At 73.1% G+C, this 13,973-nt stretch carries 6 protein-coding genes; 4 read left to right on the plus strand and 2 right to left on the minus strand.

The genetic code is table 11. The features are described 5' to 3' along the window. Positions 1-11: 11 nt before the first annotated feature. Positions 12-1,568: an alpha/beta hydrolase gene (locus ACTMTU_RS15605; RefSeq protein WP_441264075.1), complete on the minus strand. Its 1,557-nt coding sequence runs from the start codon at positions 1,566-1,568 to the stop codon at positions 12-14. 130 nt (positions 1,569-1,698) lie between these two features. Beyond that, positions 1,699-4,383, minus strand: a complete 2,685-nt coding sequence (locus ACTMTU_RS15610; RefSeq protein WP_441264076.1) for a lysylphosphatidylglycerol synthase domain-containing protein — start codon at positions 4,381-4,383, stop codon at positions 1,699-1,701. 314 nt (positions 4,384-4,697) lie between these two features. Between ACTMTU_RS15610 and ACTMTU_RS15615 the strand changes: the two genes are divergently transcribed. The 4 genes from ACTMTU_RS15615 (at position 4,698) to ACTMTU_RS15630 (ending at position 13,966) form a co-directional block, all read left to right on the plus strand. Then, positions 4,698-5,048 carry an MGMT family protein gene (locus ACTMTU_RS15615; protein ID WP_441264077.1) on the plus strand — a complete coding sequence of 117 codons (351 nt, stop codon included), beginning with the start codon at positions 4,698-4,700 and terminating at the stop codon, positions 5,046-5,048. Positions 5,049-5,206: 158 nt separating this feature from the next. Continuing rightward, entirely contained in the window at positions 5,207-8,692 is a 3,486-nt protein-coding gene (locus ACTMTU_RS15620; RefSeq protein WP_441264078.1) for an ATP-dependent helicase, read from the plus strand. A gap of 104 nt (positions 8,693-8,796) precedes the next feature. Next, the gene (locus ACTMTU_RS15625) at positions 8,797-9,894 is read left to right on the plus strand and encodes a hypothetical protein (protein WP_441264079.1); all 1,098 of its coding nucleotides are present in this window, start codon (positions 8,797-8,799) and stop codon (positions 9,892-9,894) included. A gap of 298 nt (positions 9,895-10,192) precedes the next feature. Next, entirely contained in the window at positions 10,193-13,966 is a 3,774-nt protein-coding gene (locus ACTMTU_RS15630; RefSeq protein ID WP_441264080.1) for a UvrD-helicase domain-containing protein, read from the plus strand. The last annotated feature ends 7 nt before the right edge of the window (positions 13,967-13,973 follow it).

Raw genomic sequence — 13,973 nt, forward strand, 5'->3', positions numbered from 1 at the left:
ACGCGCCGGCACTACCTGCACACCGTGCCGTCGGAGGGGACCCGGCCGTTCAGCAGGTAGCCGTTCACGGCCTTCTTGACGCAGGGGCTGCTGCTGTACGAACCGTGCCCCTCGCCCTCGTAGGTGACCTGGACCGCGACGCCCTTGCCCAGCGCCTGAGCCATCGCCTTCGTGCCCTTGTAGGGGGTCGCCGGGTCGCCGGTGTTGCCGACCACCACGATGGGCGGCGCGCCGGGCGCCGAGACGTCCGGGTGGTCCCAGGTGCCCGGTACGGGCCACTTGCTGCAGCTCGCCTGTCCCCAGGCGAGGTACTCGCCGAAGACCGGGGAGGCCTTGCGGAACTCGGGCACCATGGCCTTCGCCTGGTCGACGGTGTAGCGGGCCTTGGTGTCGACACAGCCGATGGCCGTGCCCGCCGCCTGGATGTTGCTGTAGGTGCCGTTCTCGGAGCGTCCGTTAAGCGCGTCGGAGAACGCCATCAGCAGAGCCCCGTTGCCGCCGTCCGCCTCGTCGAGGCCCTCCTCCAGGAGCTTCCAGTACTCCTTGGAGTAGAGCGTCTGGATGATGCCGTTCGCCGCCTGCCCCTCGGTGAGCATCCGCTCCCCGATCCCCCGGATCGGCTTCTTGTCGAGCCGGTCCAGCAGACTGATGATCCAGTCCTGGATCTCCTGCACGGACGAGCCGGGGAGCCGGCACGCGTCACCGCGCTCCAGGCAGTCCTCCGCGAAGTTGGTGAGGGCCTGCTGAAAGCCTCTGACCTGCCCGAGCGCGCTCTGGACGGTGTCCAGCGTCGGGTCGACGACGGCGTCGAAGACGGCCCGGCCGATGTTCTTCGGGTACAGGTGGGCGTAGACGCCGCCCAGCTCGGTGCCGTACGAGATGCCGAAGTAGTGGAGCTTGTCGTCGCCGAGGACCTGGCGCATCAGGTCCAGGTCCCGTGCGGCGTTGACGGTGCCGACGTACGGGAGTTCGTCACCGGAGTTCTCCTCGCAGGCCTTGGTGAAGTCCTCGATGCCTTCCAGGAAGGTCTTCTCCTCGGCCGCGTCGTCGGGCGTCGGGTCCTCGGCCGCGTACTCGTCCATCTCCCTGTCGTCGAGGCACTCCACGGGAACACTGCGGCCGACTCCCCGCGGATCGAAGCTCACCAGGTCGTAGCGGGCCCGGAGACCCTCGTAGTCGGAGGTGAGCGACGGCAGGGTGTGCACCCCGGAGGCGCCCGGTCCGCCGAAGTTGAAGACGAGCGAGCCGATGCGGTTCGCGGTGTCACGGGCCCGGGCACGGATCAGGGCCAGCTCGATCGTCTCGCCGTCCGGTTTCGCGTAGTCCAGCGGGACGTCCATGAAGGAGCACTCCCACTTCGTCCCGCCCGGCAGCGGCGACGGCGCCGGACCGCCGCCTTCCGCCTGCGAGGGTGCGGGGCAGGGCCGCCATTCCAGTCGCTGGGAGGCGAGGTCCTTCGGCCTGTCCTCGCCGTCGTTCCCCTCGTCGGAGCACCCGGCGGCGGCCAGCAATGCGGCTGTCACGGTGGCGGCGGCCGCGGCGCGCGCGGCGGAGGAAGTTATCGGCATGTCGCCATCGTGCGCCGCCACCGAGTACCCCGCACGGGCGAAGGTCCATGCGGGTGGAGGATGCCGCGCTACGCCGGACGGGTGACTTCCGGCGGGCCGGGGGCGGCCTGTCGGGCGAGCCCCCGGCCCGTCAGAGGGAGCCCTGGCGGGTGAGGTGGGTGAAGGCGAACCAGCCCGGCAGGACCGGCAGCCACAGCGTCATCGTCCGGTACAGCAGCACCGCGGGCGCGGCGACGTCCCCCGGTACGCCCACCAGCACCAGACCGCCGAGCAGCGCGCCCTCGACGGCACCCACACCGCCGGGAGTCGGCGCCGCAGAGCCCAGTGCGTTCCCGGCGAGGAACACCACGGCGATGCTGGCGTAGCTCACCGGCTGGTGCCCGCCGTCGAACGCCCGGACCGACGCGTCCAGACAGAGCACGAACACACCCGTCAGCAGCAGCATCCCGCCGATGCCGGTGATCAGCTTCCCCGGCCTCTGCAGCACGTCCAGCATGCGCGGCACCACGCCCGCGAACAGCGACCGCAGCCGGGTCACGACGAACTTCCGCAGGAACGGGATCGCCGTCACCACCAGCACCAGCACGGCGACCGTCAGCAGCCCGGCGATCACCGTCCTGGACGGGGTGAGCGACGCCGTCTTCTCCGTGCCGGTCAGATAGCCGAAGGAGAGCAGCAGCATGATGTGCGCGCCGAGTCCGAACAGCTGCGAGGCGCCGACACTGGCCACGGCGAGCCCCGGCCGGACACCGGAGCGCTGCAGGAACCGGGTGTTCAGCGCCACGCCGCCGACCGCGGCAGGGGCGACGATCTTGACGAACGACCCGGCGACCTGCGCGAGCACCGTCCGCAGGAAGCCGACCCGCTCGGGGACGAATCCCAGCAGGCTCATCGCCGCCGCGAAGTAGCTCAGTACGGAGAACAGCAGGGCAGCCGCCACCCAGCCCCAGTGGGCGTTGGCGAAGACGGTGCCGAAGTCGATGCCGGCGATCTGCGACAGCAGGAAGTACGCGGCGACCGCGCCGGCGATGAAGCTGACGAGCGTCCGGGGCCTGATCCGCTCCAGACGGACGGGCTCCACGGGGGCCTGCGGCCTGATCAGCAGGACCTGCCGCCGGATCTGGGAGAGCAGGTCCTCCTCGCGCACCTCGTCCATGGCCTCGTCCATGGCGCGCTTGTCCGCCTGCTTCTCCGCGCGCTCCACCTTGCGGGCCGCCTTGCGGTCGTCCGCGGAGGGCCCCTCAGTACGGGCCCGCTTCGCCGCCTCCGACGCCTCCAGCACCGCATCCCGCTCGCGCTGGGCACGCTCGCGTGCCTGGTGGCGCAGGGTGGCCCTGGTCGAGCGGCTCAGGGCGATCGGCTGGAGGAGCGGCAGGCAGTCGGCGACCTTGTCGGGGCCGAGCACCTCGACCGCCGCGGCCACGGCCCGTTCGGCGCCCACCCGCAGGCCCAGGGTCGTCAGCAGCTGGGCGATGTCCATCCGGAGCACCATGTCGCCGGCGGCGATCTCTCCGCCGCGCAGATCCGTGATGATCACCTGGCCGTCCGGGTCGACCAGGATGGCGTCGCCGGCGAGCCGGCGGTGGGCGATGCGGCGCGACTGGAGCGCCTTCACCTGGCGCCAGGCGCCGCGCACCACGTCGTCCGTGATCTCGTCGTCCGCCAGGGAGTCCAGGGAACGGCCCCCGGAGTGCTCGTACACGAGCATCACCGCGTCGGGGCCGAGTTCCGACGTGGCGATCAGCTTGGGGGCGTTGGCGCCGGCGGCGATCGCCGCGTACGCGAGCAGGGCCTCCTGCTCCAGCGCCTGACGCAGCGACTGGATGGAACGGCGGGTCGTGATCGAGCGCAGTGTCAGCCGGCGCCACACGCGGTAGAAGAAGCCCTGCGCCTGCTGTTCGCGGTCGACGACGGTGACGTCCAGCGGAGGGCCGTCCTCCAGCGACACCAGATACCGGCGGCCGCGGTCCTGGTCCGCACTCTCCGGGGCGTCGTCCTCCGCACGCATGGCGGTCACCGGGCGGAACCCGACGTGACGCAGGCCGGCGAGCAGGTTCCGGCCGGTGGGGCGCACGTTCGGCGAGCCGACGGCGTAGAGGGTGCCGTACGCGACGGTCCAGCCCAGCAGCACGGTCAGCAGCACCGAGAACGGGGTGGTGTAGCCGGCGACGAGCATCGCGAAGGCGTCGAGCATCAGCACCATCCACAGGACCACGCGCCAGCGGGGTCTGCGGGCCATGCCCACCGCCGTCATATAGGCGATGACCGGCGCCAGGTATCCGTGCACCGGATCGGTCAGCTCGCCGCCGGTCTGCTGCTGGGTCAGCGCGTCCTGGAGCGAGCCGGGGGCGCTCTTGGCGACCCAGAGGTCGGTGGCGAGGGTGACTCCGTGGGCGAGGACCGCGGCGAGCACGCCGTCCGCGATCCGCAGACCGTCCCGCTTGATCAGCCGCTCGATGGCGAACGCCACCGGCACGAGCAGCACGGCGATGCTGGACACCAGGCCGGCGATCTTGACCAGCAGGTCGGGGGCCTGTCCGGTGCCCTTGTTGATGTCCTGTTCGAGGCCGCTCGTGGTGCCCTGCGCGAAGGCGGCGACGGCCAGCACGAGTGCGATGACCAGAATGCCGATCAGCAGCCGCATCAGGTCCGACGGGCGGTGCACACGGGCGGCGAGCAGCGGTTCGTCCCCGGAGACCTGGTCCGCGTGGGCCACCTCGGCCTCCGGTACCCCGGCCGCCGGCGTCTCCTTGCCGGGAACGGCCTTCTCCGGGTGCGGCTCGGAATCAGGGGTGCCTGCTGCCTTCGGCTGCACGCCCTGCTCCTTCGCCGTCTCTGTCTCTTCTTGATCTCGTATCACCAGTCACCGCCCGCACGATGGTGGCACGACCGGACGACAGAGGGGGGCATCAGGGTGCAATGCGGGGTCGCGAGGCGAGAACGGTACCCCTCTTTGCCTCCCATGTGCCGATTCTCCCTCTCCGCATCGCGGCCTTCTCGCCCAGGGCCGGTCCGGCCGTGCGTCTTCGGGCCGCGCCGCTGTCCCTCACGCCGCTCCCGGCCGGAGCGGTCCCCGTCGGGGGCGTCAGGGCCACGGCGTTGTCGGTGCCGTGCGGCAGGATGGGTCGGATGGACGAGCTGCCTGAGTACGCCGAGCGGGTTCTGGAGGTCGCCGAGCGCATCCCGCCCGGCCGGGTCATGACCTACGGGGACGTCGCGGAGTGGCTCGGCGACGGCGGACCCCGCCAGGTCGGCCGCGTCATGGCGCTGTACGGCGGCGCCGTGCCGTGGTGGCGGGTGGTGCGCTCCGACGGCGTCCTGCTCCCGGGCCACGAACTGCGCGCCCTGGAGCGGTACCGCGAGGAGGGGACCCCGTTGCGTGAAGCGTCCCGTGCCGCGGAAGGGCATGTGCCGCGCCTCGACATGAAACGCGCGCGATGGGACGGCGCCGGGGCGTACAGCGACGAAGCTCACATATGACAGCTTCCGCCAAGCGGCGACAGGGCGGGGACTCCGAGGACCGTACGGGGTACGGAACGGCTCCGCCGTCCGTACCCGGGCGCCTGGCGTAGCGTCTCCAGCGCGCGGCACGAACCGCACTCTCACCACCAGCACACCCACCAGGACCGGCGATCCACGTGAGCTCCTCCTCCACCACCGGGCATGTGCCGTACCCGCAGCAGGTACGGCAGGGGGTTCTCCCGCGCCCGCACGGGCGGGGCGGAAGGTCCCCGGGCGCGTACCGGCTGGTGCGAACCCCGCCGGGCCCCGTGACTCCCCCTCTCCTGGACGCAGCCCAGCGCGCGGTGGTTGACCATGGAACCGGACCGCTTCTCGTGCTCGCCGGACCGGGCACCGGCAAGACGACCACGCTCGTCGAGGCCGTCGCGGCCCGGATCGCGGCGGGCACGGACCCTTCTCGCATCCTTGTCCTCACCTTCAGCCGCAAAGCGGCGGTGGAACTGCGCGACCGGATGGCGCTGCGGCTCGGCGGCGCCCGCGGACCGCAGGCCACGACGTTCCACTCCTACTGCTACGCGCTCGTCCGCTCTCATCAGGACGCCGACCTGTTCGCCGAGCCGCTGCGCCTGCTGTCGGGTCCGGAGCAGGACGTCACCGTGCGGGAACTCCTCGCCGGCCAGATCGGCCTGCCCGGCGTCCGCTGGCCCGACGAACTGCGGGCGTGCCTGACCACCCGCGGCTTCGCCGACGAGGTCCGTGCCGTGCTGGCCCGGAGCCGCGAGCTGGGCCTCGGCCCGGACTCCCTCGCCCGCTTCGCCGCCCGCATCGGCCGGCCCGACTGGAGCGCGGCCGCCTCGTTCCTCGCCGAATACCTGGACGTCCTCGACCTCCAGGGGGTGCTCGACTACGCGGAACTGGTGCACCGGGCCGTCCTGCTGGCCGAGGAGGTGGCGCCGCCCGCCTACGACGCGGTGTTCGTGGACGAGTACCAGGACACCGACCCGGCCCAGGTGCGGCTGCTGCGCGCGCTGGCGGGCGGCGGGCGGACACTCGTCGCCTTCGGCGACCCCGACCAGTCGATCTACGCGTTCCGCGGCGCGGACGTGAACGGCATCCTCGACTTCCCCGACGCCTTCCCCCGTGCCGACGGCACTCCCGCCGGCGTCGCCGTGCTGACCACGTCCCGGCGCAGTGGGGCCGCCCTGCTGGCGGCGACGCGGCTGCTGACCCGCCGGATGCCGCTGACACGGCTGCCGGCCGGCAAGGTCCGCGCCCACCGCGAACTGGCGGCGGTCCGCGAGGGCGGCCGCGTCGAGGCGTACACCTATCCGACGGCCTCCACGGAGCTGGACAACATCGCGGACATCCTGCGCCGCGCACATCTCGAGGACGGCGTCCCCTGGCACGAGATGGCGGTGCTCGTCCGGGCGGGCGGCCGCACCATCCCCTCCATGCGGCGCGCCCTGACATCGGCGGGCGTACCACTCGAGATCGACGGCGACGACGTGGCCCTGCGCCATGAACCGGCGGTGGCGCCGCTGCTGACCGCCCTGCGTACGGTCGCGACGGCGGCCGCGGGCCGCCCGGCGGAAGCGCCGCCCACACCGGCGCCCGCGCCTGTCGCCGGGGGAGCGGGCGAGGAGCCCGGCGCCGGTGACGGGGCGGCTGAGGTCTCCGGGGTTCCGGAGGAGGCGGGCGAGCGGGGCGATGCTGGTGACGGCGCGGCTGAGGTCTCCGGGGTTCCGGAGGAGGCGGGCGAGGCGCGGGAGCCCGGTCCCGAGCCCGCCGTGTGGATCGACACCGAGACCGCGCTCACTCTCCTGACCTCGCCGCTCGGCGGCATGGACACCGCGGACCTGCGCCGTCTCGGCCGGGCGCTGCGGGACGAGGAGCGGGCCGGGGGCAACACGCTGCCGCCGCCGTCCGACCAGCTTCTCGCCCGCGCGCTGGCCGAGCCCGAGCGGCTTGTCGCCCACGATCCGGCGTACGCCCGAGGCGCCCAGCGGCTGGGCGCCCTGCTGCGCAAGGCGCGCGAACTCCTGGAGGGCGGAGGCACCGCGGAAGAGGCCCTGTGGCTGCTGTGGGACGGCACCCCGTGGCCGCAGCGCCTGGAGCGTGCGGCGTTCCGCGGCGGCGCGGCCGGCCGGAACGCCGACCGTGATCTCGACGCCGTCTGCGCGCTCTTCGAGACGGCGGCGCGCGCGGAGGAACGCACCGGCGGCCGCGGCGCGCTCAACTTCATCGAGGAGCTCGAAGCGCAGGACATCGCCGCCGACACCCTCTCCAGGCGGGAGGCCCGCCCGGAGGCCGTGCGGCTGATGACGGCGCACCGCTCCAAGGGTCTGGAGTGGAGCCTCGTCGTGGTCGCCGGTGTGCAGGAGGGCCTGTGGCCCGACCTCCGGCGCCGGGGCTCACTTCTGGAGGCCGACCGCATCGGACGGGACGGCCTCGCCGAGCCGCTCACCCCCGGCGCCCTGCTGGCGGAGGAGCGCAGGCTGTTCTACGTGGCGGCCACCCGCGCCCGTGACCGTCTCGTCGTCACCGCGGTCAAGGCCCCGGCCGACGACGGTGACCAGCCCTCCCGCTTCCTGGCCGAACTCGGCGTGGAGCCTCGTGATGTGACCGGTCGTCCGCGCCGCCCGCTGGCCGTGGCCCCGCTCGTCGCCGAACTGCGCGCCACCACCGTCGACCCGGACGCCTCGCCCCGGTTGCGGGAGGCCGCCGCCCGCCGGCTGGCCCGGCTCGCGGCGCTGACCGACGAGGAGGGACAGCCGCTGGTGCCTTCCGCGCACCCGTACCGCTGGTGGGGGCTGTACGACGCCACCCACAGCGCGAAGCCGCTGCGCGACCGGGACCAGCCCGTCACGCTCTCCGGCAGCGCACTCGACCAGCTGGCCAACAGTTGCGCGCTCCAGTGGTTCCTGGGCCGGGAGGTGAAGGCCGACGCGCCCGCGACCGCCGCCCAGGGCTTCGGCAACGTCGTGCACGTGCTCGCCGACGAGGTCGCCTCCGGCCGTACCCCCGCCGACCTCGCCGTTCTCATGGAGCGCCTCGACTCGGTGTGGGACGCGCTCGTCTTCGACGCCCCCTGGAAGTCGCAGCAGGAGAAGGGGCACGCGCGCGCCGCACTCGAGCGTTTCCTGCGCTGGCACGTCATGGACCGCGGCGGACGCCGCCCCGCCGCCACCGAGCACGACTTCGACGTCACGCTGGAGGCGGGCGGGTTCGAGGTGCGCATCCGGGGCTCCATGGACCGCGTCGAGCAGGACGAGCAGGGCCGCGCCTATGTCGTCGACTTCAAGACGGGCAAGCAGACGCCCACGAAGGACGAGGTCGCCCGCCATCCCCAGCTCGCCGTGTATCAGCTGGCCGTCCGCGAGGGCGCGGTCGACGAGGTCTTCGGCGGGAACCGCCCCGAGCCGGGCGGCGCCGAGCTCGTACAGCTGCGGCAGCCGGCCGCGAAGAAGGAGGGCGGCGACGCCCTGCCGAAGGTGCAGGCACAGGAGGCGCTCACCGGCGAATGGGTCGGGGACCTGCTCGCCACCGCTGCCGGCCGGGTCCTCGACGAGCGCTTCACGCCCTCCACCGGGCAGCACTGCGCCCATTGCGCGTTCCGCGCATCGTGCAGCGCGCAGCCGGAGGGCCGCCAAATAGTGGAATGACCGGAGTTTTGTCATGCAGTGTCACATTTGCGCAGATCCAATGGACTTCCCGGCCACCGCGACACGTCGTGGCGGGCCCATCCGGATCTGCGAGGAGAGACAACATGACGGCCAAGCGGAAGTCCCTGGTGACGGCGGCGGTCTGTGCGAGTGCCGTCATCGTGCTGGCGGGCTGTTCCCAGGACGGTGACATCAAGGCCAAGGGAGCCTCCGGGGAGCGAAGGGGGCCTGCGGCCGTGACCAGCGGCGACGGCGAATCGCTGGAGGGCCTCGACGCCGGGCAGATCGCCGACAAGGCGGTCGCGGCCACCAGAGCCGCCAAGTCCCTGACCATGGCGGGCCGGATCGAGAAGGACGGCGAGCCGGTCTCCGTCGACCTCGCCCTCGACTCCGGCGACAAATGCAGCGGCCTGCTCGGCGTCAAGGGAGGCAGAGCGGAACTCCGCCAGGCGTCCGAGGTCATGTACCTCAAGGGCGACGAGCAGTTCTGGAGCGCCTCACTGCGCGAGCGTTCCTCCGAGTCGCCCGGGGTGGACAACGACGCCGTCGCGGAACTCATGCAGGGCCGGTGGGTCAAGATGCCCACCGGGACCGTCAAGGACCTGGACCGCGTCTGCGACCTCAAGGCGATGTTCGCGCAGATGGACGTGGACGAGGCGGACCGGAAGCAGATGACCAAGGGCCCGGACTCCGAGGTCGAGGGCGTACCGACGGTGACCCTCGTGAAGAAGGAGCAGGACAGGACGACGACGGTCCATGTCGCGAAGGAGGGCAAGCCCCATGTCCTCAAGATCGTCAAGGCCGGTGGCAACGAGACCGGCACCATCGTTCTCTCCCGCTACGACGAGCCGGTCGAGGTCGAGGCGCCGCCGGCCGGGGAAGTGGTCGACCTGGACAACCTGACCGGGGGCGCGGGCCTCGGCTTCGAGGCGGGCCCCACGCAGTCCGGCGACGGGAGCGGCACGGACGGGGAGTCGGACACGGGAGGGGACTCCGGCGTCGGAGCGGGCACGGACCCCGGTGAGGACCCGGAGGCGGACGGGGGCACCGGCTCCGCCGAGGACTCCGGCTCGGACCAGGACACCGATGCCGGCACCGGCGACGAACCGGGTTCCGGCGAAGGCTCCGACGGCGACGAGGGCACCGGCGGGGACACCGGCTCCGGCGCGGGGACGGCCGCGGACGGTGACAGCGCGTCCTAGAGACCGGTACAGGCGGCCGGCTCCGGGGCTACGGCCCCGCGCTTGCGGGCTGCCCGGGCTATGGGGGCCCGCGCTTGCGCGCTGCCGGCTGCGGCACGGCGCCGGGCTCCCTCTGGCCGAGCCACTGCTGCGCGGCCTCGCGGGCCCGCCTGCCGTGGCGGCCGGTCCGGCATGCCGGACCGGGCCGGGACCCGACCGGAGACGGACCGCGAAGGCGCCGGGACGGACCGGGTTCGGGTCGGGTCCCGCGCACGAACGGGGACCACTGCTGTCGGTGGTCCCCGTTAGCCTCTACGGGGTGACCGCACGCATCACCGACCCCGAGCAGCTCAAAGAGCTGCTCGGCATCCCCTTCACCCCGGAGCAGACGGCCTGCATCACCGCGCCGCCCGCCCCGCAGGTCATCGTGGCCGGCGCCGGTTCGGGGAAGACGACGGTCATGGCGGCCCGGGTGGTCTGGCTCGTCGGCACCGGCCAGGTGGCGCCCGACCAGGTCCTCGGACTCACCTTCACCAACAAGGCCGCCGGCGAGCTCGCCGAGCGCGTCCGCACCGCCCTCGTCCGGGCCGGCGTGACTGACCCCGACGCCATCGACCCGGGCGACCCTTCCTCGGTCTTCGGCGGCGACACCCCGGTCGGCGAGCCGCGCATCTCCACGTACCACGCCTTCGCCGGCCAGCTCCTCAAGGACCACGGCCTGCGCATCGGACTCGAGCCGACCGCCCGGCTGCTCGCCGACGCCACCCGCTACCAGCTCGCCGCTCGTGTGCTGCGCGAGGCCCCGGGACCGTACCCCGCGCTCACCCGTTCCTTCCCCTCTCTCGTGAGCGACCTGCTCGCGCTCGACGCGGAGCTCGCCGAGCACCTCGTGCCCGCTGAGCGCCTGAAGGAGTACGACACTGAGCTGCTCCGCACCCTCGAAGGCGCCCGGCTGACCAACGCGGACCTCCGCAAGGTCCCGGAGGCCGCAGAGGCGCGCCGCGAGCTGCTCGACCTGACCCTGCGTTACCGCGCGGCGAAGCGGCAGCGGGACCTGCTCGACTTCGGCGACCAGATCGCGCTCTCCGCCGAGCTCGCACTCACCCGCCCCGAGGTGGGCACCCTCCTCCGCGACGAGTTCAGGGTCGTCCTGCTCGACGAGTACCAGGACACGTCGGTGGCCCAGCGGCTGCTGCTGTCCGGACTGTTCGGGCAGGGCACGGGCCACGCCGTCACCGCGGTCGGCGACCCCTGTCAGGCGATCTACGGCTGGCGCGGGGCGTCCGTCGCCAACCTCGACGACTTCCCCGTCCACTTCCCCCACTGCGACGGCCGTCCCGCCGACCGCTACTCGCTCAGCGAAAACCGCCGCAGTGGCGGGCGTCTGCTGCACCTCGCCAACGGCCTCGCGACGCCGCTGCGCGCCATGCACGAGGGGGTCGAGGCACTGCGGCCCGCGCCCGGTGCGGAGCGGGACGGCATCGTGCGCTGCGCGCTGCTGCCGACGCACGCGGAGGAGATCGAGTGGCTCGCCGACTCCATCGCCCACCTCGTCCGCACCGGCAAGGAGCCGGGCGAGATCGCGGTCCTCTGCCGTACCGCGGGCGACTTCCCCGAGATCCAGGGCGCCCTGGTCGCCCGCGACGTCCCGGTCGAGGTCGTCGGCCTCTCCGGGCTGCTGCACCTGCCCGAGGTCGCCGACCTGGTGGCGATGTGCGAGGTGCTCCAGGACCCCGGCGCCAACGCCTCGCTCGTTCGCATCCTCACCGGCCCCCGGTGGCGGATCGGGCCGCGCGACCTGGCGCTGCTCGGCCGCCGGGCGCGGCTGCTCGTCCACCATGCCTCCGCTGACGACGATCCGGAGCGGCGGCTCGCGGCGGCGGTGGAGGGCACCGACCCGGCGGAGATCATCTCGCTCGCCGACGCGCTCGACACGTTCCTGGAGTCGGCCGGGAACGAGGACGACGGACTTCCCTTCTCCGCGGAGGCACGGGTCCGCTTCGCCCGCCTCGCCGCCGAACTGCGTGACCTGCGCCGCTCGCTGGCCGACCCGCTGATGGACGTCCTGCACCGGGTGCTCTCCACCACCGGCCTCGAGGTCGAGCTGTCCGCCTCGCCGCACGCGCTGGCCGCCCGCCGACGGGAGACCCTCGCCAACTTCCTGGACATCGCCGCCGGTTTCGCCGCGCTGGACGGGGAAGCGACACTGCTGGCGTTCCTCGGCTTCCTGCGTACCGCGGCGCAGTACGAGAAGGGGCTCGACAACGCCCTTCCGGGCGGTGAGAACACGGTCAAGGTGCTCACCGCGCACAAGTCCAAGGGCCTCGAGTGGGACGTCGTCGCCGTGCCGGGGCTCGTCGCCAAGCACTTCCCGAACGACCAGGCCAGAGAGGCATGGACGTCCCAGTCCAAGGTCCTTCCGCACGCCCTGCGCGGTGACGCGGACACACTGCCGGACGTCGAGTCGTGGGACGCCGGGGGGCTGAAGGCCTTCAAGGAGGCGATGAAGGACCACCAGCACACGGAGGAACTGCGCCTGGGCTACGTGACCTTCACCCGCCCCCGCTCGCTCCTCCTCGGCTCCGCGCACTGGTGGGGGCCCAGCCAGAAGCGGCGGCGCGGCCCGTCCGCGTTCCTGGAGGCCCTGTACGACCATTGCGAGCAGGGCCACGGCGAGATCGAGGTCTGGGCCGACGAGCCCGAGGAGGACGCGGAGAACCCGGCGCTCGGCACGGCCACCGCGGACCACGCCTGGCCGCTGCCTCTGGACCCCGTCTCCCTGTCCCGCCGCCGGGCAGCGGCAGACACGGTCATGGCGCACCTCGAGGCGCTGACGGCGGTGCCGGGCGGGGTCGGAGCGGGTGCGTCGGCCGGAGCCGACCACGTACGTGGATCCGAGCCGGATCCGGAGACCGAGTCCGGGCGGGAGCCGGAGTTCGACTCCGGCTCCGGGCCCGCGTACGACTCCGAGTTCGGCACCGGGCCCGAGCCTGAGCCCGAGTTCGAGGCCGAGTTCGGCACCGGGCCCGAGCCTGAGCCCGAGTTCGAGGCCGACTTCGAATTCGGGCCCGGTTCCGGGCCCGGTTCCGGGCTCGGTTCCGGGTCCGGGTCGGCACCCGTGACGGTGCCGTCCGCCGAGCGCGGTCCCGTGCCGGCTCCCTCCGCCGACCCGGAGGAATGGGAGTGGCCGACCGAGCCCCCGGAGGACGACCCGTTCGCGCCCCCGCCGCCGGCGCCGACCGTCCCGCATCAGCCGTCCCCGCACGCCGAGCGCGCCGCCGTCGCCGCCCCAGGAGACGCTGACGCCGCGTACCCCTCTGCTCCCCGGAGCGCCGAAGGCCCGCACCGGACCTCGGGAGGGAACGGGAGGCGGGAGGCACTCACTCCCGAGGAGGCCCGCGCCATCGCGTCATGGGACCGCGACCTCGACGCGCTCACCGGCGAACTGCGCCGTACCCGCGCGACCGTCCGTGAGGTGCTCGTGCCGGCCTCCCTCTCCGCGTCCCAGCTGCTCCGCCTCGCCGCCGACCCCGACGGCTTCGCCCAGGAGCTCGCCCGCCCCATGCCCCGTCCGCCGCAGCCCGCGGCCCGCAGAGGCACCCGGTTCCACGCCTGGGTGGAGTCGCGCTTCGAGGAGCTCGCCCTTCCCATGCTCGGCCCGGACGAGCTGCCGGGCGGCGCCGACGAGCACGACATCGCGGACGAGCAGGACCTCGCCGCGCTCAAGGAGGCCTTCGAGCGCACGCCGTACGCCCGCCGCACCCCGTACCGCGTCGAGGCGCCGTTCCAGTTCACGCTGGCCGGCCGGGTCGTGCGGGGCCGGATCGACGCCGTGTACCGGACCGGTGAGGGCACGTACGAGATCGTCGACTGGAAGACCGCGCGCAGCGGCGTCGCGGACCCCCTCCAGCTCGCCGTCTACCGCCTCGCGTGGGCCGAACAGCACGGCATACCGCTCGAGGCGGTGACCGCCACGTTCGTGTTCGTACGCACCGGCGAGATCGTGCATCCCGACGGCCTCCCCGACCGCGCCGGACTGGAGCGCATCCTGCTGGGCGGGACGGCCGACGAGTCCGGTGCCGGCGCCCGTTAGGCTCAAG

Origin of the sequence: Streptomyces sp. OZ13 (genome assembly GCF_052068155.1) — a bacterium.
Classification (GTDB): Bacteria; Actinomycetota; Actinomycetes; order Streptomycetales; family Streptomycetaceae; genus Streptomyces.